The 24,295-nt window shown below is 48.9% G+C and carries 20 protein-coding genes; 7 read left to right on the top strand and 13 right to left on the bottom strand.

Annotated elements, in window-relative coordinates; genetic code table 11:
• From KWG64_RS20530 to galU, 7 genes are all read right to left on the bottom strand, one after another.
• The coding region (locus tag KWG64_RS20530; protein WP_218522985.1) for a glycosyltransferase at nucleotides 1–1,012 on the bottom strand (1,012 nt) is incomplete at its 3' end.
• Nucleotides 1,009–2,160, bottom strand: a complete 1,152-nt coding sequence (locus KWG64_RS20525; protein WP_218522984.1) for a glycosyltransferase family 1 protein — start codon at nucleotides 2,158–2,160, stop codon at nucleotides 1,009–1,011. The genes KWG64_RS20525 and KWG64_RS20530, both read right to left, overlap by 4 nt.
• Nucleotides 2,160–3,056 (bottom strand): GDP-mannose 4,6-dehydratase, encoded by an 897-nt coding sequence (locus KWG64_RS20520; protein ID WP_218522983.1) that lies wholly within the window; start codon nucleotides 3,054–3,056, stop codon nucleotides 2,160–2,162. Before KWG64_RS20520 ends, KWG64_RS20525 begins: the two co-directional genes overlap by 1 nt.
• Complete coding sequence (gene gmd, locus KWG64_RS20515) at nucleotides 3,056–4,096, bottom strand: GDP-mannose 4,6-dehydratase (RefSeq protein WP_218522982.1); 1,041 nt, start codon at nucleotides 4,094–4,096, stop codon at nucleotides 3,056–3,058. The genes KWG64_RS20520 and gmd overlap by 1 nt, the downstream gene beginning before the upstream one ends.
• Nucleotides 4,097–4,163: 67 nt before the next feature.
• On the bottom strand, nucleotides 4,164–5,540 hold the full coding sequence (locus tag KWG64_RS20510) for a phosphomannomutase CpsG (protein ID WP_218522981.1): 1,377 nt from the start codon (nucleotides 5,538–5,540) through the stop codon (nucleotides 4,164–4,166).
• 40 nt (nucleotides 5,541–5,580) lie between these two features.
• On the bottom strand, nucleotides 5,581–6,993 hold the full coding sequence (locus KWG64_RS20505; RefSeq protein WP_218522980.1) for a mannose-1-phosphate guanylyltransferase/mannose-6-phosphate isomerase: 1,413 nt from the start codon (nucleotides 6,991–6,993) through the stop codon (nucleotides 5,581–5,583).
• A 456-nt stretch (nucleotides 6,994–7,449) separates the two neighbouring features.
• Nucleotides 7,450–8,337, bottom strand: coding sequence for a UTP--glucose-1-phosphate uridylyltransferase GalU (gene galU / locus KWG64_RS20500; RefSeq protein WP_218522979.1), 888 nt, complete (start codon nucleotides 8,335–8,337; stop codon nucleotides 7,450–7,452).
• Between the two features lie 462 nt (nucleotides 8,338–8,799).
• Between galU and KWG64_RS20495 the strand changes: the two genes are divergently transcribed.
• Entirely contained in the window at nucleotides 8,800–10,386 is a 1,587-nt protein-coding gene (locus KWG64_RS20495; RefSeq protein WP_195814549.1) for a TerC family protein, read from the top strand.
• A 77-nt stretch (nucleotides 10,387–10,463) separates the two neighbouring features.
• On the opposite strand, the gene asmA is transcribed toward KWG64_RS20495, so the two are convergent.
• The 4 genes from asmA to apbC all read right to left on the bottom strand — a co-directional run bounded on the left by asmA (nucleotide 10,464) and on the right by apbC (nucleotide 14,878).
• Entirely contained in the window at nucleotides 10,464–12,314 is a 1,851-nt protein-coding gene (gene asmA, locus KWG64_RS20490; RefSeq protein ID WP_218522978.1) for an outer membrane assembly protein AsmA, read from the bottom strand.
• A gap of 44 nt (nucleotides 12,315–12,358) precedes the next feature.
• The gene (dcd, locus tag KWG64_RS20485) at nucleotides 12,359–12,940 is read right to left on the bottom strand and encodes a dCTP deaminase (protein ID WP_152325831.1); all 582 of its coding nucleotides are present in this window, start codon (nucleotides 12,938–12,940) and stop codon (nucleotides 12,359–12,361) included.
• A gap of 38 nt (nucleotides 12,941–12,978) precedes the next feature.
• Nucleotides 12,979–13,620 carry a uridine kinase gene (gene udk, locus KWG64_RS20480; protein WP_120506638.1) on the bottom strand — a complete coding sequence of 214 codons (642 nt, stop codon included), beginning with the start codon at nucleotides 13,618–13,620 and terminating at the stop codon, nucleotides 12,979–12,981.
• Between the two features lie 145 nt (nucleotides 13,621–13,765).
• Nucleotides 13,766–14,878: an iron-sulfur cluster carrier protein ApbC gene (gene apbC, locus KWG64_RS20475; protein WP_218522977.1), complete on the bottom strand. Its 1,113-nt coding sequence runs from the start codon at nucleotides 14,876–14,878 to the stop codon at nucleotides 13,766–13,768.
• Between the two features lie 110 nt (nucleotides 14,879–14,988).
• Here apbC and metG point away from each other — a divergent pair, with 110 nt between their 5' ends.
• Both metG and KWG64_RS20465 read left to right on the top strand, forming a co-directional pair.
• Nucleotides 14,989–17,061: a methionine--tRNA ligase gene (metG, locus tag KWG64_RS20470; protein WP_255562254.1), complete on the top strand. Its 2,073-nt coding sequence runs from the start codon at nucleotides 14,989–14,991 to the stop codon at nucleotides 17,059–17,061.
• A gap of 64 nt (nucleotides 17,062–17,125) precedes the next feature.
• The gene (locus KWG64_RS20465) at nucleotides 17,126–18,280 is read left to right on the top strand and encodes an iron-containing alcohol dehydrogenase (RefSeq protein WP_195823006.1); all 1,155 of its coding nucleotides are present in this window, start codon (nucleotides 17,126–17,128) and stop codon (nucleotides 18,278–18,280) included.
• A 65-nt stretch (nucleotides 18,281–18,345) separates the two neighbouring features.
• On the opposite strand, the gene KWG64_RS20460 is transcribed toward KWG64_RS20465, so the two are convergent.
• Nucleotides 18,346–18,609, bottom strand: a complete 264-nt coding sequence (locus KWG64_RS20460) for a DUF1127 domain-containing protein (RefSeq protein ID WP_195823005.1) — start codon at nucleotides 18,607–18,609, stop codon at nucleotides 18,346–18,348.
• 168 nt (nucleotides 18,610–18,777) lie between these two features.
• On the opposite strand from KWG64_RS20460, the gene KWG64_RS20455 reads away from it, so the two are divergent.
• Together KWG64_RS20455 and KWG64_RS20450 are read left to right on the top strand one after the other, a co-directional pair.
• Nucleotides 18,778–20,196, top strand: a complete 1,419-nt coding sequence (locus KWG64_RS20455; RefSeq protein WP_195823004.1) for a PLP-dependent aminotransferase family protein — start codon at nucleotides 18,778–18,780, stop codon at nucleotides 20,194–20,196.
• Between the two features lie 24 nt (nucleotides 20,197–20,220).
• Nucleotides 20,221–21,111, top strand: coding sequence for a LysR substrate-binding domain-containing protein (locus tag KWG64_RS20450; RefSeq protein ID WP_218522975.1), 891 nt, complete (start codon nucleotides 20,221–20,223; stop codon nucleotides 21,109–21,111).
• A 145-nt stretch (nucleotides 21,112–21,256) separates the two neighbouring features.
• Here KWG64_RS20450 and KWG64_RS20445 read toward each other — a convergent pair whose 3' ends face one another.
• Entirely contained in the window at nucleotides 21,257–21,538 is a 282-nt protein-coding gene (locus tag KWG64_RS20445) for a cyclic nucleotide-binding protein (protein ID WP_195814541.1), read from the bottom strand.
• Nucleotides 21,539–21,756: 218 nt separating this feature from the next.
• Between KWG64_RS20445 and KWG64_RS20440 the strand changes: the two genes are divergently transcribed.
• Nucleotides 21,757–23,340 (top strand): ABC transporter substrate-binding protein, encoded by a 1,584-nt coding sequence (locus KWG64_RS20440; protein WP_195814540.1) that lies wholly within the window; start codon nucleotides 21,757–21,759, stop codon nucleotides 23,338–23,340.
• A complete protein-coding gene (locus tag KWG64_RS20435) occupies nucleotides 23,340–24,287 on the top strand; it encodes an ABC transporter permease (protein WP_195814539.1) in 948 nt (315 codons plus the stop codon). The genes KWG64_RS20440 and KWG64_RS20435 overlap by 1 nt, the downstream gene beginning before the upstream one ends.
• Nucleotides 24,288–24,295: the final 8 nt, after the last annotated feature.

The following is a 24,295-nucleotide window of genomic DNA, read 5'->3' as shown; positions in this document are numbered from 1 at the left end:
CTGCAAGAACTGGGGAATTCCATAACGTATCCATCGCTTTTTTCAGTTCATCACAATTCGATGGTTCAATAACAATACCAGTTTCTTTATCGATATTGATAAATGTAGTTCCTGTCCCAATTTCACAAGAGATCAATGGTTTTGAAAATATAGCGCCTTCAAGTAAAGATATCCCAAAGGATTCCGAACGAAGATGCGAAGGGAATACCACTCCGCGGGAAAGACTTAATAATGCATATTTATCTTGGTCTGAGACAGCTCCAACAAAATGGACATTTTCTAATTCATTCAAATTTGCATATTTTTTTAATTCAACTTCAATACCGCCAGCACCAATCAATACTATTTTATACTTTGCGCCTCGGGCAGCTTTAAGTAGCGTAAGTAATCCTTTGTAATAGCGGAAGGCTCCAACAAAAATAAAAAAACCATCGTTAAATTTACTATTCCAAAAAGCAAGTCTCTCGTCGTCAAGGTCAAAATATTTTTTATCTTCTAAACCATATGGAATGACACAAGTTTTGTGTTTGAATTCAGAAAGCACTACACTACTTCTTGCATAATTAGGTGAAGAGGCAACAATACAATCAACATCATTGAGAAAGCATTTCATCAATGGGTTATAGACTTTTGATAATAGCTGCTGTTTAACTATGTCGGCATGATAACTTAATATTGTAGGTTTTTTGATTTTTGCTGCATAGTGCATAATATCCATAAACGGATACGGAAAATGGTAATGTATAATATCCGCTTTTGCAGCCAATTCTTTAAATTTTGAAATAGCACTAAATGAAAATGGTGTTGATGCCACTTCAAATTGTGTCTTAACTTTATAAGTTTGATGATTGTCAACAAAGTTTTTTCCTTCAAGATTTTTTCTCGTGAGGGAAAAAACCGTTGAGTTAACATTGTGCTCTATAGTACCTTCTGCTAGCTGATATATAACTTGCTCAACGCCACCATAAGTATCGGGATAGTAGGTTTTGTAGCAATGAAGAATTTTTATCATGTTATTTTTAGAACCTGATCGTATGCTTCAATAGTTTTTGATGCGCATTTTCTCCAGGTAAATTCCGAAGACTGCTTTAACCCCCTAGCTATTAAATTTTCTTCCTTATACTTATCATTTAATACAATTTGCAAGTTAGATGTAAACGTATCAATGTCCATCGGGTCTGCTATTAATGCAGCATTACCTACTACTTCAGGCAGCGATGAGCTATCAGAACAAATAACAGGCGTCCCTGAAGCCATTGCTTCCAGTACCGGAATGCCAAAACCTTCGTAAATTGAAGGGAATACAAAGGCTTTAGCGCCTGAAAATAAATATGGCAGCTCTTCCGAAGGCACATAGCCAAGATATTTCAACCACCCTTCTCGGTGTCCTTTATCGAATAATCGAAGAATCTCTGAATTGCCCCACCCTTTATAACCACTAATAACAAGGGGAAAATTTGACTTCTCACTATTAGTCAGACGTTCATAAACTTTTAACAAAGTGATCAAATTTTTCCGTGGTTCAATGGTACCCGTAAATAAAATAAATTTTTTGTATTCTAATTTGTATTTTCTTAATCTTAATATTATATCTGATTCAGATTTAACCATAAAATCATTACTACTGGCCAATGGGGCCACAACTATTGATTCTGGGGGTCTTTGAAAAAAATCGACCAATTCTTTTTTCGTATATTCAGAATCTGTAATTAAAATTTTTGCTCTTTTTTCTGCACTAATTAATTCTTTTTGCATCAAATGCACGCGAGCCCTCGGATGGAACTCTGGCCAATGAAAAATTGAAAGATCATGAAAAGTAGCTATGCAGTTGTTGACGCCTGGTGGCAAATAATAATTTGGACTGTGAAAAATATGATTAATATATTTTTTAATTACAAAACTCTTAGCTATTGGGATAGTTCGCCTGTAGATCTCACTCACTAAGGTACTATTTCTGAGATGCTTCTTTATACCATAACCACTATATCCGGTTTGCTCTCCAGGAACAGGTAAAGTGTGAGAAACATTGAGTCCGCGCAAATATCTCAAATCATCTATATTATCACTCATTTCTAGTTGTCTAGAGAGTTCAACAGTGTAGCGCCCGATGCCCGTGAGTGGGTATTTGACGCAATCTACCGACAGAATTATTTTATGCATTACTCTTCCAACATCCAAGTGAGCGTTTCTTTAAAAGAATACATTTCAACTGAAGGACTAAACTTTTGTAGCAGTGTTATATCACCGCATAGTTCTTTAATCTCATTTTTCCTGACATAGTTTGGATTGATCTGTATCTTAATTTTGTGTCCAGTTATTTCTTCACATAAAGAAATGGTTTCCCTGATAGAATACATTTTTCCAGAACCGATGTTTATTACGTTCCCTGTAGCTTTTTTCTCAATAAGATTCAGATAATGAGTAGCAAAGTTTCTCACATCCGAGAAATCTCTCCAAACATCAATATTACCTAACTGAATAACACCAGCTTGTTCCCGAAAATGTTTTACAATCTTAGGTATAAGAAAATCTCCAGACTGTCCTCTACCAGTATAATTAAAAGGGCGAGTAATAATGATCGGCAGAGAGTCAGAGTATAACCTCGCTACATATTCCATCGCTACTTTACTTATTGCGTAGTCATTAGCAGGGTTAAATGGAGTCCTTTCATTTAACTTACCCGAAATATTATTGCCGTATACATTGGCACTACTCGCTACCAGGACTGCTTCTGGTTTAGTATCAAGAGCTGATAAAATATTTAATAAATTTCGAGTACCACATGTATTGATTGCATAGAATGCTTCTGCATTGGAATGAGCAACATTGGCGATCGCTGCCAAATGAACGACAACATCTGGCGATATCGCATCTACAATGTTTTTAAGACGAGGCACATCTAAGAGATCGACCCCGTGATAATTTTCATCTCCGTCATTTTGGACTGTACCTAAACCGTGTACCTCATATCCGGCAGCGGATAACTCCGCTGCCATATAACGGCCGGTAAAACCTTTGATGCCGGTGATCAAAGCTTTTTTGCCATTAATTTTCATTAGAATGAAAATCCTTCCTTATTTCTACGTAAATCTTCATCGACCATCATTTGACACAGTTGTTCCAGGGTAGTTTTTGGTTCCCAACCCAGAACATCTTTAGCTTTTTGAGGGTTACCAATCAATAATTCTACCTCAGCTGGGCGATAGAACTTTGGATTCACGCGTACGACTGTTTTCCCAGTGGCAATATCAATACCAACTTCACTTTCATCTTTGCCTTCAAATCGCAAATTGAATCCAGCAGATTTAAACGCCATAGTTACAAAGTCGCGTACGGTTTCAGTACGATTAGTGGCAAGTACGAATGTGTCAGGCTTTTCAGCCTGTAACATCAACCACATACCTTCCACGTATTCTTTTGCAAAACCCCAATCTCGTTTTGCGTCTAAATTACCTAATTCTAAAACATCCAATTTATTAAGTTTGATTTTTGCTACAGAATCAGTAATCTTCCGAGTCACGAACTCTTGGCCACGAAGCGGAGATTCGTGGTTAAATAAAATTCCACTTGCAGCGAATATGTCATAACTTTCCCTATAGTTAATCGTCATCCAATGTGCATATAATTTTGCAACACCATAAGGACTGCGTGGATAGAATGGTGTGTCTTCCATTTGTGGTATTGCTTGCACTTTACCGAACATTTCTGAAGTCGAGGCTTGATAAAACTTAATTTTTGAATCCACAATACGTATTGCTTCTAGCAGGTTTAAAGGGCCGATCCCTGTTATTTCAGCAGTAGTTACTGGTTGCTCAAAGGATACCCCCACAAAACTTTGGGCCGCAAGATTATATACTTCTGTGGCCCCTGTTTGTTGGAGTAACCTGATACTTGCAGAAAGATCTGTTAGGTCATATTCAGTCAAGTTCAGAAGAGCATGATTCTTAATTCCCAGTTCTTCAATACGCCAGAAATTTACAGAACTTGTGCGTCGGTAAGTACCGTAAACTTTATATCCTTTACTCAGGAGCAGTTCAGCTAAGTAGGCGCCATCTTGACCAGTAATTCCCGTAACTATTGCACATTTATTTGACATATTATTTCCTTCATGACTGTATATTTTTACTGATAGTTTTTCGATCAATATGTAAAAAAGATTTCGATTACTTCTTCAATATTATTTCTTCAAGTTCTTTAACATATTTGTTGACTAGCGCAGAGTTATTTCTACTCTCAACATTCAAACGTAATAGAGGCTCTGTATTAGAAGTCCGTATATTTAAACGCCATTCTGTATGTTCAATGCTCAATCCATCGATATAGTTTACTTCCACTGCTCCCTGAGAATATTTTTCTTTAACTTTTAGTATGATATCCGCTGCATCTTCAACTCGATAATTAATTTCCCCGCTGCAAGGATACGAAGACATTCTTTCCTTCACCATTTCAGAAAGAGTCACTGGCGATTGTGCAAGCAACTCTGCAACCAAAAGCCACGGGATCATGCCACTATCACAGTACGAAAAATCACGGAAATAATGGTGTGCACTCATTTCCCCACCATAAATTGCATCCTCTGAGCGCATCCGTTCTTTGATAAAGGCATGACCGGTTTTAGACATTACAGGTTGCCCACCGCTCTGGCTAACCACGTCAATTGTGTTCCAGGTTAAACGAGGGTCGTGAATGATTTTGGCACCTTTTTGTTTTTTCAAAAATGCTTCTGCCAGCAGACCTACAATATAGTATCCCTCTATGAATTGCGCATTTTCATCGAATAAGAAACAGCGGTCAAAATCTCCATCAAATGCAATTCCCATATCGGAATTACTCTGCAACACTGCAGTAGAAGTATGTTCACGACATTCTGGCAATAAAGGATTAGGGATCCCGTTAGGGAAATTACCATCAGGCAAATGATGGACCTTAGTAATCGTTATTGGACATTTAGCAGCAATGAATCTTTTTTCTATTTCATCAATTACATGGCCTGCTGCTCCGTTTCCAGAGTTAATCACTAAGCTCATTTTTTCTGTAAAATTGCTAAGATTAATATAACTCATCAAGTGATCGATATAATTTTCAAGCACCGATATTTTTGCATATTTACCCTTGCTTGAATTTTCAACCTCTTTGAACTTATTTTCTTCAGCAATTCTTTGGATTTCCCGAAGCCCAGTGTCGCCACTGATCGGTTTTGCTCCTTCTCGAACAAGTTTCATGCCATTGTAATCCATAGGATTATGGCTGGCAGTAACTTCGATGCCTCCATCGACCCCTAAGTGTGAAGTGGCAAAGTATATTTCTTCAGTACCGGACACGCCAATATCTAGAACATCAACTCCGGAATCTTGAAGCCCTTTCGCGAGAGAAAGCTTTAATTCGTTGCTCGTTAAGCGAACATCTCCGCCTAATACAACTTTTTTAGGTTTCAGATACTCACCAAAGGCTCTCCCAATTCGGTAAGCAATCTCAGTATTAAGCTCCGATCCTAACTTACCGCGAATGTCATATGCTTTAAAACATGTTAACCTTTCCATTCTTCCCTCTGAAATTCAATTTACTACAGAATTAAAATTTTCATTCTCGACCATAATGATCTTTAATTCGGATAACATCATCATTACCTAAGTAAGAGCCCGAGCGAACCTCGAGAAGTTCAAGAGGTATTTTACCCGGATTTTCCAATGTATGAATTGAACCAATTGGAATGAAGGTCGACTGGTTTTCAGTTAGAAGAAAAGTTTTGTCACCGATCGTTACTTTTGCTGTACCTGAAAGTATTATCCAATGTTCTGCTCTATGATGATGCATTTGTGTGGAAAATGCTCCGCCCGGTATTACTGTTACTCTGTTGACGTTGAAGCGTTTTTCAGCGACAACTAGATCGCATTTACCCCAGGGTCTGTAAATATCTCTATGATGTCGGTATTCACTTCTCTGATTTTCTTTTAGATATTCGACAATACGTTTTACATCTTGAACTTTAGATTTATCGACCACCAAGACAGCGTCTTTAGTGTTAACAATAACCAAATTATCTACGCCGATTGCCGCGACTAATTTCTCATCAGAGTTGATATAGCAATTTTTAGTATTGTGAAGGAATATATCACCCGTGAGAGCATTATTGCCGTTATCTTTGCTATTTACATCCCATAGTGCTGACCAGGAACCAACATCACTCCATCCAGCGTCCAGTGGAACAACCATCGCATCCTTTGTTTTTTCCATCACAGCATAATCAATGGACTCATCAGGACACGATGCGAATATTTCTTTTTTGACTGTTACAAAATCATTGCTTGGCGATGCTTCAACCAGAGCAGCCTTACAAGCTTCAAGAATATCTGGTCTGAATTTTTCTAGCTCTTGCAAATAGCGGTTAGCTCGAAACATAAACATTCCACTATTCCAGTAATATTCACCAGATTTGAAATATGTTTCCGCCGTCACAATATCTGGTTTTTCAACGAAACAGTTTACCTGGAAGCCAATATTTAAATCTCCAATTGGGCTGCCTCGTTGAATATAGCCATAGCCTGTTTCCGGCCCAGTAGGTACTATTCCAAATGTCACTAGTTGCTCTTCAGCCGCGAAAGGGATCGCTTTCATTATAGCTTCATGGAACTGGTTTACATCGTTGATTACATGGTCTGCGGCCAAGACTAGCATAATTGGATCATTCCCATCGCTAGTTGCATTTAGGGCCGCTAAAGCTATTGCAGGAGCAGTATTTCTACCTATAGGTTCAAGTATTATATTATTAGAAAGTTTATTTATTTCGCGTAATTGTTCCGCTACCAGAAATCGGTGTTCCTCATTGCAGATAACGACAGGTTCTCTCACATCGAGATTATTTAAACGCAGCAGAGTTTCTTGCAACATAGAGTTAGCACTATGCAATCGCAAGAATTGCTTGGGATACAGTTCTCTCGACATCGGCCAAAGCCGGCTACCTGTACCACCTGCCATGATCACTGGAAGTAACATTTTGAGTCCTTAGAATATCTTGCCCAGGCTGCATAAATTCAATAAAAACATGCAGTAAGAGATTTTTAGGTGTTAGGATGACACGCTACCGCCCTTGGCATGTAGCAACCAAAGCGCTGTTTTTTATAGAAAATTGCCAATGTAGGTACAAAGTTAAGGCAGAACTACTCACCATGAATAAAACAGGCGCACATTATAGCCTTTATTAGGAGCTAATTCTAATTTTGCACATGTTAAGGTTAAGGCTAACATCCTGGTACCCTGTTTTCTTCCAGATAATTCTCTTACTTAACTCCAGATATGGAAATTTTGATATAAAGACAATAAATTCTAAACAAGTAGTGAGCTAATGTTTTGAGTCTAAATATTGATATCGATAATTTGAAGGTACTTATTTTATGAACAATAAAGCACCGGAAATTCGGTGCTTTATTGTTAGGATAAATGCTAGTTTAATTATTCTGCTGCAAATTCCTTCAACCACGCCTTGAACGCTTCGCCCTGCGCTTTATGGCGGATGCCGTACTCGACGAATGCTTTCATGTAGCCCAGTTTATCACCACAGTCGTGTGAACGGCCGGTCATGGAGAAAGCTTCTACGGTTTGCTTTTTCATCAGCATCGCGATGGCATCGGTCAGCTGGATTTCATTACCTGCTCCGTATGGAGTGACAGCCAGCAGAGGCCAGATCGCTTCAGAAAGGACATAGCGGCCAACCACAGCGAGGTTAGAGGGTGCATCTTTCAGTTCTGGTTTTTCAACGATGGCAGTCATCGGCGCGCTTTCGCCCGGCTCAACTTCCACACCATTACAGTTCACGATACCGTATTTGGACACGTCTTTTTCAGGCACTTCTTCAACCATAACCTGGCTGTTGCCGGTTTCTTTGAAACGGCGAAGCATTGCTGCAAGGTTGTCTTTACGCAGATCGCTGGTTGAATCATCCATGAGAACGTCTGGAAGAATAACTGCAAAAGGAGAGTTACCAATCAATGGTTTAGCACACAGAACGGCATGTCCAAGGCCTTTAGACTGCCCCTGACGCACGTTCATGATAGTCACGCCTTTCGGGCAGATTGACTGCACTTCTTCCAGCAACTGACGCTTAACGCGAGTTTCCAGCATGCTTTCCAGTTCGAAAGAGGTATCGAAGTGGTTTTCGATGGCATTTTTGGAAGAATGCGTGACGAGAATGATCTCTTTGATGCCCGCCGCCGCACATTCGTTAACGATGTACTGAATTAAAGGCTTGTCGACGATAGGCAGCATTTCTTTAGGAATGGCTTTCGTCGCTGGCAACATGCGTGTGCCCAGACCGGCAACAGGGATAACAGCTTTTAACATTGTAGAAGATACTCCTTGAAACCTATTGGTGTGTAAATTCAGTCAGTTGGGAGCCAAACATGTCAGGGCGTTCACTGAACTGAAATTGTATAAACAAATTAATTTCCCAGCACGATATTTTCTTCCCTGAGTATAGTCCCTGTGATTTCGTTTAGGGAGACTATACTGCTGACTTTAGGACTCCAGCACCATTCTGTGTATGCCATTACGATACCAGCAAGCAGCACATAACGGTAAGCTTAAGACTTAAAATTAGGAATGTTGAACCTGTTCGCTGATTTTCTGCACACAATTTGCTGCTTTCCGAAACAGCCGGTTAAACTTTTCTCACTCCGGACTGTTCCCGTTTCTATTCCTGCCCGATATGCGGTAGTACGCTGATTTAGATTTGAAATTTCGCCCTCTGACGCCCATTATTCAACGTGCGACAACCGTCGTGTAACCAAAGGTGAAACAAGCAATATGGAATGGATCGCCGATCCGTCAATCTGGGCCGGGCTGGCTACCCTGGTAATCCTTGAAATTGTCCTAGGGATAGACAACCTGATTTTCATCGCCATTTTGGCAGAAAAGCTTCCCCGCCGGCAGCGCGACAAAGCCCGCGTCACGGGTTTAATGCTGGCATTAGTGATGCGCCTGTTGTTACTGGCGTCAATTTCCTGGCTGTCGACTCTCACCCGCCCTCTCATCACTTTACTCGGGCATCCGTTCAGCGCCCGCGACATGATTATGCTGACCGGCGGCGTGTTCCTGCTGTTTAAAGCCACCATGGAACTCAATGAGCGCCTGGAAGGCAAAGATGAAGAGCAGAGCCAGCAGCAAAGCGGTGCCAGATTCTGGCCTGTCGTGGCGCAGATCGTGGTTCTCGATGCAGTATTTTCCCTCGACTCGGTGATTACCGCCGTTGGTATGGTGGATCATCTGGCCGTTATGATGGCGGCAGTCTGTATCGCCATCGGGCTGATGCTCCTGGCCAGCAAGCCGCTGACTAAGTTTGTGAACGCGCATCCCACCATCGTTATTTTATGTCTGAGTTTCCTGCTGATGATCGGCTTCAGTCTGGTCGCAGAAGGCTTTGGCTACGCGATTCCTAAAGGCTATTTGTACGCGGCTATCGGTTTCTCGGTGATCATCGAAGCGCTCAATCAGCTGGCACAATTTAACCGCAAACGCTTCCTGTCATCACGTCGTTCTTTGCGTGAACGCACGGCGGAGACGGTTCTGCGCGTTTTACGCGGCAAGCATGAAGAGGCAGAACTGGATGCCCATTCGTCCAGCATGATTGCGGACAGCACTGAAGAGGATGCCATTTTCAACCAGCAGGAACGCAACATGATTGAACGCGTTCTGGGGCTGGGGCAGCGGACAGTCAGCAGCGTGATGACCTCGCGTCATGACGTCGACAATCTCGAACTGAATGATCCGATTGATGTCCTGAGAAATCAGATTGCCGAGAATCAGCACACGCGCATTCTGGTGACGGAAGACAGCTCGACCGACGAACCGCTGGGCGTTGTTCATGTCGTTGACTTGCTTAAACAGCAGCTGCTGCAAAATGAGTTAGATCTTAAGGCGCTGATCCGCCAGCCCCTGATTTTCCCGGAGCAGCTTTCCCTGCTGATGGCGCTTGAACAGTTTCGTCAGGCGAAAACGCATTTTGCTTTTGTCGTGGATGAGTTTGGTTCTGTCGAAGGCATCGTGACGCTGACTGACGTGATGGAAACCATTGCCGGGAATCTGCCGGAATCCGATGAGCTGCCGGATGCGCGCCACGACATTCAGCAGCAGGAAGACGGAAGCTGGATTGCGAATGGCTATATGCCGCTCGAAGATCTGGCAATGTACATTCCCCTGCCGCTCGATGATAAGCGCGAATACCACACGCTGGCCGGTTTGCTGATGGAATATACCCAGAGCATTCCGCAGGTCGGCGCGCAGATAAAAATTAACGATTATCTGTACGAACCGCTGGAAGTCAGCAGTCACCGGATTCTAAAAGTGAAAATCACCCCGCTCAATCCGCCGGTGTCCGACGATTACGAAGTCTGAGTTCTTCGCGGTAAGTGTGACAAAAAAAAACGGGATGCCATTAAGCATCCCGTTTTTTATTCCCGGCAAATCCGGTGTTACTTCTTCAATATCTTCTGCACTTCATCACCGGCTTTACTGTCTTTGCGTTTATCAATCCAGTCCTGGATAGCGCTGCGGGCGCTCTGCTCCAGTGACTGACGCAATATCTGGTCAACCTGCAACTGATAATGCATCTGTGACCACGGCCCGTAAACGCGCAGCGGAATATCGGTCGTTTTCAGCGTATTGATCAGATTGCTGTCGCCCTTCCAGCCGCCGGTTACGCGGATCAGCAGATTCAAATCCACCTGCTGCGCTGCCATATTAATGGTGCCGTCACCTTTGCCGGTCACCATCGGCGACACGCCTTCCATATTGCTCAGCGTCAGCGTGCCATCGGCAAGATGGCCTTTCGCATTCAGCGTATCAATCTGGCTGTAGTGCTCGTAACGGTCGAGGCCCTGAACTTTATCGCTGTTTCTCGCAATGGCCTGCTGGATAAGCTGCTGAATATTCATGCCATTCAGACGTGCATTATCCATTGAAAGCTGGCCGTCGCCTTGCCAGTGCCGCGCGAAATCAGCGGCTGAAAGGCCTTCACCGCTCACATCACCCTTCAGCGAGAAGTTGCCGGTCAGCGCCTTAGGCAACTCATACGCCGCCAGCAAATCGCCCAACTCAATCTTATTGACGTCAGGCACCATGTGAACCTGGATTTTCTTACCCGTCACATCCATTTTGCCTGGCAGTGAGAAATTGCCGGTACCCATATTGCCGCTGAACGTCGACAGCGAAACCTGCCCCTGCTGATTATCAGCATCGAGCGCCAGGTTCTGAATTTTCATTCCACGGTAGGTAAGATCAGCCACTTTCAGCGCCAGGTGCGCATTGAATGTCTGAAGTTCACTCAACCCGTTGGGTTGTTCATCTACGTCGCGCGCAATTACCGGCGCCGACGTGATGGCCTGAGAAGTCGTGGTTGTCTCTTCCGTCGTTTTCGGCTGCCAGCCGGAAAGCGCGTCCAGATCGAGTTTTTCCGCGTTCAGGTTCAGCTGATAATTCGGTTCATCGCCCAGCGTGGCCGAAGCCGTACCGGAAATCTGATTATCATTGGCGGTCAGCGCCATCTGGCTGAGCGTCACGGCATTAGTATCCCGCTGATAACTCGCCTGCATCGAACCGTTGCCCTGAATGCCTTTAACCGGAATATCCGCGCCGCTCAACTGATAGGTAAATTTGCTGATGTTGGCAGCAAAGGCCTGCGGATAATGCTGCATATCCAGTTCCGCATTCATCGTGAAGGCTAAATCACGCTGATTACGGTTGATGCGGCTGGAAAGCTGGACAGAGGCCTGGCGGTTGTCGTCTTTATCAATTTCGAGATTAATGTCGCGCACATTGATTTGTTCATCGTCGCCACGCTGCCAGATAAGCAAACTGTCAGCGATGCTGATTTTATCAATGTCGAACTTCCAGCCAGCGTCCAGCTCAGACGCACCGGGCGCTACAGGAACAGGAGAAGATGGAGCAACCGGCGCATCAGGCTGATTCTCTTCGGTATCCGGCGTTAACCGGATAACCGCATTTTTGAACAGAACCTGCTTAACGGCGAGCTGATGAGAAATGAGAGGCCAGAGTTTGACATCCAGTCGCATATTTTCAGCACTGACCACCGGTTCTTTCGCGCCCGGCGCGGTGAGCGACGTCTGCCCGGCAATAATGCTCAGCTGTGGCCAGACATGCCAGCGCAGCGAGCCATTAATGGCCAGCTTGTAACCGCTTTTCACCTCAACCCTTTCCACCATGTACTGACGGAAATCGTTCGGGTTGATCAGAAATACCAGCGAAGTCATGCCGGCAATGATAACCACCAGTAAAATCACCAGTGTTGTCAGTAGTCTTCTCATGCCTTCCTCACGTTTTCATCCGCTCACGCCGATAAAAAACAGAATCAGTCTTTATCAATGCGACTGGCAATTGCACTTTGCTGGTCGCGGTATTTCGCATCCTGACGGCTGTTATAAGGGCGTGCAGCAGAACCGGACAACGGTTCAAAGCTTAACGCGCCAATCAGCATACCCGGGCGAAGCGCCAGAGGCAGTTTACCGGAATTGTAGAACTCAAGGACAATGCGACCTTTCCAGCCCGGATCGATGCGGTGTGCGGTGACGTGCACCATCAGGCCGAGACGCGCCAGTGAAGAACGGCCGTCGAGCCAGCCCACCAGATCATCCGGAATAGTGACGGATTCAAAAGTCACCGCCAGCGCCAGTTCGCCGGGATGCAGGAAGAAAGCTTCACCTTCCGGCAGAACGATTTCGTCGCTCATCACTTTGTCCAGCGCCGCGCTCACTTCGTCTTTCGGGCCACTCAGATCGATAAAGCCGGCGTTATGGCCGAGGAAAACGCGAAAACCGTTGCCCAGACGCACATCTACCGTTGCACCGTTGATCCGCTCAACCGGCGGACGGGGTGAAATGCCTAATTTGCCGCTGTCCAGCCAGGCTTCTATATCTCGATCGCAAAGTCTCATCGTATCTCCGGTATGGTTTTCTACGGATTGTTCCGCGATTAGTTGAAGAACTGGCTGATTTTCGCCTTAAGAATATCAATCGCAATCCGGTTTTTACCGCCACGCGGCACAATGATGTCTGCGTATTGTTTTGAAGGTTCGATAAATTGCAGGAACATTGGGCGGACAGTTTTCTGGTATTGCGCCATTACGGAATCCATAGAACGGCCACGCTCGTTAACATCGCGCTTCATGCGGCGCATCAGGCAGATGTCCAGCGGCGTATCCACGAAGATAGAGAAATTCATTTCCTGACGCAGACGTACGTCGGTCAGTAACAGGATCCCTTCCAGAATAATGACTTTCTTAGGCTTGAGCGTCACGGTCTCAGCCAGACGGGTATGTTCGATAAAGCTATAACTCGGTAATTCGATAGCCTGACCTGACTTCATTGCCTGCAAATGCTGGAACAGCAAATTGTGGTCCATGGCACTTGGATGGTCATAGTTGGTTTTGACCCGTTCTTCCATGGTCATATGGCTTTGGTCTTTATAGTAGCAATCTTCCGGGATCACCCCGATATGCTCATCACCTACCTGATCACGAAGTTCACGGTATAACGTACTGGCGATGAGGCTTTTTCCCGAAGCAGATGCGCCAGCGATACCCACGATGACACACTGATGGAATTTGTCAGACATAAAATTAAAGACCTGATTTGGAAGTTGGAAGGCAAGCACAGCGTGTGCTTTGAACGCGCCAATTATAAGTACAACACACTACCCGATGCCAGCGTTAAGGCGGTGTAATCGCTGACATCGGGCAATAATTCGCAGAGTTGGGAGATTAAACCGCCCGGAAAGCGATTTCTGTCGGAATCGCGTCGCCTTTCCAGTACAGCTGCGACGCCACTTTTGACGCAAGTTCGCGATAAATCGTCGTGAACTCGCTTTCAGGATTAGAGACAACGGTCGGTTCACCACGATCCAAATCTTCACGCAGCGAAATATGCAGCGGTAGCTGAGCCAGCAATTCGCAACGGTATTTTTCGGCCAGACGTTGCGCGCCACCGGTGCCGAAAATCGGTTCATGATGTCCGCAGTTGCTGCACACATGCATGCTCATATTTTCGATAATGCCTAACACCGGCACATGCACTTTCTCAAACATTACAATGCCTTTCATGGCGTCGAGCAGCGCGATGTCCTGCGGCGTCGTCACCACGAGCGCGCCCGTCACCGGAATATTTTGCGACAGCGTCAGCTGGATATCGCCGGTGCCCGGCGGCAGGTCAATCACCAGATAATCCAGATCTGGCCACAGCGTATCCTGCAACATCTGCATCAGCGCTTTGCTGGCCATCGGGCCGCGCCACACCATCGCATTTTCATCGGTGACCAGATAGCCAATGGAGTTTGTTGCAAGTCCGTGCGCCATAATCGGTGACATATGTACGCCATCCGGTGATGTCGGACGCTCTTCTTCCGTGCCCAGCATGTTCGGCACCGACGGGCCATAGATATCCGCGTCCAGAATGCCCACTTTTCCGCCTTCCGCGGCCAGCGCCAGCGCCAGATTCACCGCCGTGGTCGATTTCCCCACGCCGCCTTTGCCTGAGCTGACGGCCAGAATATTGCGCACGCCTTTAATACCGGGCTGATCGTTGGCACGTTTCATCGTGGCAATGTCGTGACGAAGATTCCATTCGATGGCCGAAGCGCCGGTCACCCGCAGCAGTTCGCCGCTGGTTTCTTCTTTTAAAATGTCGAAACCGCTGTTCCATGCGAACGGCAGCGTCAGATCGATATGCAAAACCTCGTCCATCAGCACGCAATGATGCACCGCTTTTATCGCAGCTAAATCTTTTTGAAGTGTTGAATGACGGAAGGTGGCCAGTACGCCGGTCACTAGTGCGCGCAGCCCTGCGGGTGTGGACTGCTGTGGGGATTGAGATGTCATCCCGGCTCCTTGAAACTGGTTATCAGACTATTTATCTGTTTAATAGCATAACAGAACACCCGTAAGGAGATCCCCCCGTTTGTTTACGCGGGGCGGCGCTTTCGGTTAACATCAATACCCCTGATTTCAACTACAGAAAGCAAGCTCTTACTATGGCTCAAGTCGCGAAAAAAATTTTGGTAACCTGTGCACTTCCGTACGCCAACGGATCCATCCACCTCGGTCACATGCTCGAGCACATCCAGGCTGACGTCTGGGTCCGTTTCCAGCGAATGCGTGGCAATGAAGTGCACTTCATCTGTGCGGACGATGCGCACGGCACACCGATCATGCTGAAAGCGCAGCAACTCGGTATCAAGCCGGAAGAGATGATTGCCGAAATGAGCCAGGAGCATCAGAAAGATTTCGCCGGCTTCGGCATCAGCTACGACAACTATCACTCCACGCACAGCGACGAAAACCGTGAGTTGTCGGAGCTGATTTATGGTCGTCTGAAAGAAAACGGTTTCATCAAGAACCGCACCATTTCTCAGCTGTACGATCCGGAGAAAGGCATGTTCCTGCCTGACCGTTTCGTCAAAGGCACCTGCCCGAAATGTAAATCGCCAGACCAGTACGGCGATAACTGCGAAGTGTGTGGTGCAACCTACAGCCCGACCGAACTGATCGAGCCGAAATCTGTGGTCTCCGGCGCGACGCCTGTGCTGCGCGATTCCGAGCACTACTTCTTCGACCTGCCGGAATTCAGCGCGATGTTACAGGCGTGGACCCGTTCCGGTGCGTTGCAGGAGCAGGTTGCGAACAAAATGCAGGAATGGTTTGAATCCGGCCTGCAACAGTGGGATATCTCCCGCGACGCGCCGTATTTCGGTTTCGAAATTCCTGATGCGCCGGGTAAATACTTTTACGTCTGGCTGGACGCGCCAATCGGCTACATGGGTTCATTCAAAAACCTGTGTGACCGCCGCTGCGACCTGAACTTCGACGAGTTCTGGAAAAAAGATTCCACCACCGAGCTGTATCATTTCATCGGTAAAGACATCGTCTATTTCCACAGCCTGTTCTGGCCGGCAATGCTGGAAGGCAGCAACTTCCGCAAGCCAACCAACCTGTTTGTTCACGGTTATGTGACGGTGAACGGCGCGAAGATGTCCAAATCACGCGGCACCTTCATCAAGGCCAGCACCTATCTGAACCATCTGGATGCGGATTGCCTGCGTTATTACTACACCGCGAAACTGTCTTCACGTATCGACGATATCGATCTGAATTTGGAAGATTTCGTGCAGCGCGTGAACGCAGATATCGTGAACAAAGTGGTCAACCTGGCTTCACGTAACGCCGGTTTCATCGCCAAGCGTTTTGACGGCAAACTGGCCGATAAACTGGCGGACGAAGCGCTGTACAAAACCTTCACCGATGCGGCAGAAAGCATCGCGCAGGCGTACGACAGCCGCGAATCAGGCCGCGCAATCCGTGAAATCATGGCGCTGGCCGACCTGGCAAACCGTTATGTTGACGAACAGGCACCGTGGGTTGTGGCAAAACAGGAAGGCCGCGACGCTGACCTGCAGGCGATTTGCTCAATGGGCATCAACCTGTTCCGCGTTCTGATGACCTACCTGAAACCGGTTCTGCCTTCACTGTCTGAACGTACCGAAGCGTTCCTGAACACCACGCTTGAGTGGGATGCGATTGCACAACCGCTGCTCTCTCACCAGGTGAATCCGTTCAAGGCACTGTTTAACCGTATCGAACTGGATAAAGTGACCGCCATGGTTGATGCATCGAAAGAAGACATTGCGGCGGCGAAAGCCCCTGCAACCGGCCCGCTGGCGGATGATCCGATTCAGGAAACCATCACGTTTGATGATTTCGCCAAAGTCGACATGCGTATCGCGCTGATCAAAAGCGCTGATTTCGTGGAAGGTTCCGACAAACTGCTGCGCCTGCAACTGGATCTGGGCGGCGAAACCCGTCAGATCTTCTCCGGTATCCGCTCTGCCTATCCGGATCCGAAAGCGCTGGAAGGCCGTCTGACCATCATGGTCGCGAACCTCGCGCCGCGTAAAATGCGCTTTGGCATTTCTGAAGGCATGGTGATGGCCGCAGGCCCAGGCGGAAAAGACATCTTCCTGCTCAGCCCGGATTCCGGCGCACAACCTGGCATGCAGGTGAAATAAGCCACTGCGTTTCTCAGCAAGCCCCTCCCCTCATCCCCGGGGGGAGGTTCAAGGAGTTCCTGCTATGTTTAACTTCGATTACTACAATCCCACCCGCGTTCTTTTTGGTACACAGCGTATTGCCGATATCGGCCAGTACATTCCCGCCAACGCCCGCGTCCTGATTACCTACGGCGGCGGCAGCGCGAAAAAATTCGGTACGATTGATGAAGCGCGTAAAGCTCTCGGTGACCGCGAAATTTTCGAATTTGGCGGCATTGAGGTTAACCCGCATTTCGAAACCCTGATGGTTGCCGTTGAGCTGGTTAAAGAGAAAAAAATCGACTTCCTGCTGGCCGTTGGCGGTGGTTCTGTCGTGGATGCCACCAAATTTATTGCCGCCGCTGTCCTGTACGAGGGCGACGTCTGGAATATGTGGTCGAAACGCCTGCCGCTGGAAAAAGCCATGCCGCTCGGCTGCATCATGACGTTACCGGCGACCGGTTCGGAAATGAACCCGACCGCCGTGGTCACTAACGTCGCACTGGGCGCAAAAATGGGTTTCAGCGACGCGCATCTGTACCCGCAGTTTGCCGTGCTGGATCCGCGAAAAACCTACACGCTGCCGGTTAAACAAGTGTCCAACGGCGTGGTTGACGCCTTTGTGCATGTGATTGAGCAATATCTGACGTATCCGGTTTACGGCAAAGTACAGGATCGTTTTGCCGAAGGCCTGCTGCTGACCCTTATCGAAGAAGGCCCGAAAGCGCTGACCGATCCGGAAAATTACGATGTGCGCTCGACCGTCACCTGGTCGGCAACGCTGGCACTGAATGGTCTGATTGGCGTCGGCGTGCCGCAGGACTGGGCAACGCACCGCATCGGCCACCAGCTGACCGCGCTCTATCATCTGGATCACGCTGAAACGCTGGCCGTTCTGCTGCCTTCGCTGCTTCAGGTACAGCGTGAAACCAAACGCCTCAAACTGCTGCAATACGCAGAGCGCGTCTGGGGGCTGACCGGAGGTGATGAAGAAACCCGTATCACCGCGGCCATCGATAAAACCCGCGATTTCTTTGATGATATGGGCGTGAAAACGCGCATCAGCGCGTACGGCGTGCCGGAAAAAGTCATTGAAGAAGTGCTGGAGAATCTGACCCGATTCAACCTGCTGCCGATGGGCGAACACAAAGATATCGATCTGGTGGCTGCCCGCCGCATTCTCAGCCTGAGCTACTAGAAGCGGCTGCTGAAGAACTCGAAGGGGAAACGCAACACCGTTTCCCCTTTTTTATAACGTCTCATTTATTTCGGCCAGTTCGGCCAGACGCTGCGCGGATACTCTTTATCGATATCCGATCTTGCCAGCCCGATATCTTTCAGTTGCTCCGGGCTCAGCGCATGCAAAAGTTTGCGGCTGACGCGGCGCTCATTCCAGGCATGTAAAACACTGAACACCTGTTTTACCCATCCGCCCTGCTTAACCGGCATCTGTACCGGTGCAACAATTTCGGCACAACGCACTGACTCACAAGCGGCAAACTGCCGTTCTTCAATGGTATTTTTCATTTTCTGCTCCTGTTAACGACCTGTGATCAGGATCTAACATCCGGCAAAAACATTACAGATTCAGTTATTTTGTATTTCAACCATACAGATCTGGATCCAATGACAGATTCAGCGTTAGATTAGACGCATCTGTACTGCTCTTATTGCGCAGACGTTGAGGGAATGAAAATGAACCGTTACGAAAATCTGGCGAATGTACTGAGCGAACGCATCGAACAGGGGCTGTACCCGGCGGGGATCCGCCTGCCGTCAGTGCGCGTCTTAAGCAGCGAGCACGGCGTCAGCGTCAGCACCGTTCAGCAGGCGTACCGCGTACTGGAAGAAAAACAGCTGGTGGAAGCGCGGCCAAAATCCGGTTATTTCGTCAAAGAAGCCCGCCTGCAGGCGGCGCTGCCAAGCGGGTGCCGCCCGGCGCAGCGTCCGGTGGAAATTTCCCAGTGGGATCAGGTTCTGGAGCTGATCACCTCGCCGCATCTTCCCGGTTTTGTTCAGCTGGGGCGCGGATCACCGGACGTCACTGCCGCCACGCTCAAACCGCTCAGCCGCCTGATGGGGCGTGCCGGACAACATCAGAACCTCAACGCCTTTCACTACGACAGCATTTACGGCTCCGAAGATCTGCGCGAACAGATTGCACGCCTGTTGATCGACAGCGGCAGCCATATGGATGCCAGCAACATATTGATCACCACCGGCTGTCACGAAGCGCTGTCTATCGCCATCCGTTCCGTTTGCGAACACGGCGATATTGTGGCGGTGGATTCCCCTAGTTTTCACGGCGCGATGCAAACCCTGAAGGGCTTTGGCATGAAGGCGCTGGAAATTCCGACCGACCCGGTCACCGGCATCAGCCTGGAAGCACTGGAAATGGCGCTGGAACAGTGGCCCATCAAAGCCATCCAGCTCACGCCAAACTGCAACAATCCGCTCGGCTACAACATGCCGGATGACCGCAAGAAATCGCTGCTGCGGCTGGCACAGCGTTACGATATCGCCATTATCGAGGACGATGTCTACGGCGAACTGGCGTATCAGTATCCGCGCCCGGCAACCATTACCTCGTTTGACGACGACGGCCGCGTGCTGCTTTGCAGCTCATTCTCCAAAACGCTGGCACCCGGTTTACGCGTCGGCTGGATTGCGCCGGGCCGTTATCATGACCGCGCCCTGCACATGAAATACATCACCACCGGCGCGTCGGCCACGCTGCCGCAAATCGCCATCGCGGATTTCATCAAGCAGGGTCATTACCTTCAGCACCTGCGCAGAATGCGTAATCAGTACCAGCGTAATCTGTGCACCATGACCGACTGGGTGATGAAATATTTTCCGTGCGGCACGCGGGTCAGCCGTCCTCAGGGTGGGTTCCTGCTGTGGATTGAACTCGACGAACGCGTGGATACGCAGCGGCTGAACCGGCTGCTGGAAGAACATTTTGTGCAAATTGCGATCGGTTCGATATTTTCCGCCTCAGGGAAATACCGCAACTGCCTGCGCATTAACTATGCTCAGCCTCTGGCGGCCAAAACTGAACGCGCGGTTCAGCAGGTCGGGCAGATGGTTTCATACATGCTGGAAAGCTGCTAAACGCATCCCGGAGAACTCCTCACTGTGCAGATAGAACCGTTACCGCCGCTCAACACCCTGGTGGCCTTCGAATGTGTGGCGCGTTATTGCAGTTTTTCCCGGGCGGCCGACGAGCTGAACCTCACGCAAAGCGCCATCAGCCGCCAGATTATTCAGCTTGAGGAAATGCTCGGCTGTAAACTTTTCCAGCGGGCGCAGCGTAAAACCACGCTCACACCGCGCGGTGAAACTTACGCGCATCAGGTCAGAAAACTGCTCGGTGATATCTCGCTTTCAACGGCCGAAGTCATGGGCTGGAACGGTTTGCCGCAGGTGACGCTGGCCTGTACCAGCGCCATGAGCGGCCTGTGGCTGTCATCGCGCCTGTCTTCTTTGCGCCAGCTGATGCCGGACCTGCAAATCCAGATGAAAATTTCCGACAGCTTTTCAGAGCTCAAGTCATCAGAATTTGATCTGGCTATTTTCTATCTTCGCGAGCCACCGTCCGGCTATCACGTGCAGGCACTGTTTGATGAGGTCTGTTATCCGATGTGCTCGCCGGAATTTTTCAGCCGTTTGCCCGCCCGTGCCAGCGCGGCGGATTTGCTGGAACAAACCCTGCTGATTCAGGATGATCCGCAGCGGGAATGGACCGGCTGGCGCGACTGGTTCGCCTCACAGGATGTCACTTTCGTCACCCCGCGCCGGACATGGCGCGCCAACAACTACCCGTTTCTGGTGCAGTCGGCGGTGCTGGGCGATGGCATTCTTCTGGGCTGGGAAGGTCTGGTGCAGGATTACATCAACAGCGGACAGCTGGTCGCCGCGCACCCGGGTAAACTGGCCGCAGCCGGAAAATGCTACATGCTGACGCCGCAGGACAGATACCTGAAGCCCATCGTGCACAAAGTCATTAACTGGCTGAAACAGCCGTAGTCTTGCTCCTTCCCCTCTCACGAGGGGAAGGCCGGGATGGGGTGTTGGTTTAAGCTTCTCAGTGGCCTGCTAAACCCCCTCCCAACCTCCCCCTTCGCAGGGGGAGGCGTTAAAAATAATAATAATCTGACGTCATAATAAAATATTATGAATTGACATCCGCCGGTGGGATTTTATTTTTCTCCAGAATTCTGCGTTTTCTCGCCGAATTCATGCCCAGTAATGTAAACAGCAACCAGCATGACTGCGAAATACAAGATGCAAGGTTAAAATCATGGCTTAAAGAATACAGGCCAAATACACCGCCGATTATATTAAGATAGGCGTAACTGTTAGCATCAACCGCTAGCCTGCGCATCTGAACCAGCGCATAAGCCAGAAGGTAGCAAAACACGCCAATTAAGCCGACAACCGTATGCAGTTCCACCGGTCACTTCCCTTTCCAGACATTGATAGCTCAGAAAAATAAAGCTTTTCAGGGTGTTCTGCCGCGCATTTTTCGCATACCCTCATGATAAATTCTCATGCAAGTTCCGCAGGGGGTTTTGATATAAATCATCAGGGCAATCCATTTCGCCCCTTTGAAACACCCGGAGTATTTCGCCTGCACCTATAAAATTCCAGCACGTACTATGGAGAAAATTAATGAAAGATAATAATTCCCCTTTGACGAAATTAATGCAGGATGCACAACTTAGCCGTCGCGGCTTTATTACCAGCGCTTCCGCTGTGGGTATTACCAGTGCCATGGGCTTCTCACCTTTCTCTGTTTTCGCCGCTGAACCGAAAAAGGGCGGCATATTAAAACTGGGTATGTCAGGCGGAAATACCAGTGATACGCTCGACCCGACGTTATTCAGCGACTGGGTGCCGCTCAACCAGGCATATATGCTGATGAACGGCCTGATTGAAATTGATGAAAATAACAAAGCCACGCCTGAACTCTTCTCCGCGTGGGAAGCTAAACCGGGCGCAGCCGAATGGGTGTTTACCGTTCGTGATGGCGTCACCTTCCACAACGGCAAAAAGCTGGACGCCGACGATATTCTTTACTCCATCAACCTGCACCGCGGCGACAAATCCAAAAGCGCCATCAAAACGCAGCTGGCACCGATTACCGGCCTGACCAAACAGGGCGACAACCAGATTCTGATTACGCTCGACAGCGGCAACGCCGACCTGCCGTACCTGCTGGCGGATTACCATCTGGTGGTCGTGCCCGCGGGCTTCACCGACTGGTCGCACCCGATTGGCACCGGCGGTTTTATCTTTGATCAGTACGAACCGGGCGTGCGCTCACTGTTCAAACGTAACCCGAATTACTGGAAGCCGGATCGCGCCTTTGTTGACGCCGTGGAAGTGCTGGTGATCAACGACCCGACCGCGCGCACCAACGCCCTGATTTCCGGTCAGGTTCACGCGATTAACCGCGTCGATTTCAAAACCGTCGATTTCCTTAAACGCAGCCCGGCCCTGAACATTATCCGTTCCTCCGGCGGCCAGCACTTTACATTCCTGATGGATTGCAGCGTCGCGCCGTATAACAACAACGACGTGCGCATGGCGATTAAACACGGCATCGACCGCCAGAAAATTCTTGATACCGTCCTGCGCGGCTACGGCTCGCTGGGCAACGATCACCCGATCCCGAAAACCGACCGCTTCTTCAACCACAGCCTCGAGCAGCGTGTTTACGATCCGGACAAATCAAAGTTTTACCTGAAAAAAGCCGGATTAACCGACCTGAAAGTCGAGCTGTCTTCGTCTGACGCCGCCTTTGCCGGTGCGCTCGACGCCGCCGCATTGTTCCAGGGTCAGGCGCAGAAGGGTGGCATTCAGGTCAATATCAAGCGCCAGCCTGCCGACAGTTACTGGGACGACGTGTGGATGAAAGCGCCGTTCAGCATGGGTTACTGGGGCGGACGCCCGACGGCTGACCAGATGTTTTCAACCGCGTACCAGTCCACCGCCAAGTGGAACGACACGCACTGGAAAGATGAAAAGTTTGACGCCCTGCTGCTTCAGGCACGTTCGTTGCTCGATGAAAGCAAACGCGCGGAAATCTACGGCGAGCTTCAAAGCATCGTGCGCGACAACGGCGGCGCGATGATCCCGTTGTTTGGTGATTATCTTGATGCCGCCAGCAAAAAAGTCGGCGGCATCAAACCGCATCCGATGTTCAACTTCATGGGTGGTCGTCTGGCCGAGCGCGTCTGGCTGGAGGCATGATGAAAAAACGGATTTTACAGCGGGTCCTGTTGGGCATTATCACGCTGTGGCTGGTCTCTGTGCTGATATTTATCGGCACAGAAATGCTGCCCGGCGACGTTGCTACCGCGATTTTAGGGCAAAGCGCGACGCCGGAAACCGTGGCGGCGCTGCGTCTGCAACTGGGGCTGGATGAACCCTCGGTGCTGCGTTATCTGCACTGGCTGGCGGGGATTATGCACGGGGATCTCGGGCATTCACTGGCCAATGGTCGCGCCATCAGCGACGAGCTGTTGCCACGTCTGGCAAATACGCTGTTTCTGGCCGGATACGCCGCCGTGATCGCCATTCCGCTGGCGGTCGGTTTAGGAATTGCGTCCGCCATCTGGCGCGGTTCCGTGTTCGACCGGCTGGCGAATACCCTCACGCTCATCAGCATTTCCGTGCCGGAGTTTTTCGTCGGCTACATTCTGGTGATCGCCTTTGCTATCCGCCTGACGTGGTTCCCGAGTCTGGCGATGGTCGACAGTTCATCCTCGTTCCCCGACCGGCTTTACGTCTGCACCCTGCCGATGCTCACGCTGACGCTGGTCGTGCTGGCACATATGTTGCGCATGACGCGTGCGTCGGTGACGGCGGTGATGTCCAGCCCGTACATCGAAAGCGCGGTGCTCAAAGGCATTCCGCGCTGGCGTATTGTGGTCTCGCACGCCCTGCCCAACGCTCTTGCGCCGATCATCAACGTCGTGGCGTTCAATCTGGCGTATCTGGTGGTCGGCGTCATTCTGGTGGAAGTGGTGTTTGTTTATCCGGGCATCGGCCAGTACATGGTGGACGCCGTCACCAAGCGCGACCTGCCAGTCGTTCAGGCCTGCGGTCTGCTGTTTGGCGGCACCTACATTTTTCTCAATACCACCGCCGATTTACTGGCGATCTGGTGTAATCCACGCCTGCGCCATGCGCGCTAAAAGAGGGA

This window comes from Rahnella sp. PD12R (genome assembly GCF_019200965.1).
Lineage (GTDB): Bacteria > Pseudomonadota > Gammaproteobacteria > Enterobacterales > Enterobacteriaceae > Rahnella > Rahnella laticis.
The sequence above is the reverse complement of the archived record's forward strand: the minus strand, read 5'-3'. Positions and strand labels throughout refer to the sequence as shown.

Bases quoted from the DNA above. Each gene is read 5' to 3' on its own strand.
- KWG64_RS20495 (WP_195814549.1), top strand. From the start codon at position 8,800: ATGGAATGGATCGCCGATCCGTCAATCTGGGCCGGGCTGGCTACCCTG.
- gmd (WP_218522982.1), bottom strand. From the start codon at position 4,096: ATGTCAAATAAATGTGCAATAGTTACGGGAATTACTGGTCAAGATGGC.
- KWG64_RS20525 (WP_218522984.1), bottom strand. From the start codon at position 2,160: ATGCATAAAATAATTCTGTCGGTAGATTGCGTCAAATACCCACTCACG.
- KWG64_RS20460 (WP_195823005.1), bottom strand. From the start codon at position 18,609: ATGAAAAATACCATTGAAGAACGGCAGTTTGCCGCTTGTGAGTCAGTG.
- asmA (WP_218522978.1), bottom strand. From the start codon at position 12,314: ATGAGAAGACTACTGACAACACTGGTGATTTTACTGGTGGTTATCATT.
- KWG64_RS20440 (WP_195814540.1), top strand. From the start codon at position 21,757: ATGAAAGATAATAATTCCCCTTTGACGAAATTAATGCAGGATGCACAA.
- KWG64_RS20465 (WP_195823006.1), top strand. From the start codon at position 17,126: ATGTTTAACTTCGATTACTACAATCCCACCCGCGTTCTTTTTGGTACA.
- udk (WP_120506638.1), bottom strand. From the start codon at position 13,620: ATGTCTGACAAATTCCATCAGTGTGTCATCGTGGGTATCGCTGGCGCA.
- KWG64_RS20510 (WP_218522981.1), bottom strand. From the start codon at position 5,540: ATGGAAAGGTTAACATGTTTTAAAGCATATGACATTCGCGGTAAGTTA.
- galU (WP_218522979.1), bottom strand. From the start codon at position 8,337: ATGTTAAAAGCTGTTATCCCTGTTGCCGGTCTGGGCACACGCATGTTG.
- KWG64_RS20435 (WP_195814539.1), top strand. From the start codon at position 23,340: ATGAAAAAACGGATTTTACAGCGGGTCCTGTTGGGCATTATCACGCTG.
- dcd (WP_152325831.1), bottom strand. From the start codon at position 12,940: ATGAGACTTTGCGATCGAGATATAGAAGCCTGGCTGGACAGCGGCAAA.
- KWG64_RS20505 (WP_218522980.1), bottom strand. From the start codon at position 6,993: ATGTTACTTCCAGTGATCATGGCAGGTGGTACAGGTAGCCGGCTTTGG.
- apbC (WP_218522977.1), bottom strand. From the start codon at position 14,878: ATGACATCTCAATCCCCACAGCAGTCCACACCCGCAGGGCTGCGCGCA.
- KWG64_RS20520 (WP_218522983.1), bottom strand. From the start codon at position 3,056: ATGAAAATTAATGGCAAAAAAGCTTTGATCACCGGCATCAAAGGTTTT.
- KWG64_RS20455 (WP_195823004.1), top strand. From the start codon at position 18,778: ATGAACCGTTACGAAAATCTGGCGAATGTACTGAGCGAACGCATCGAA.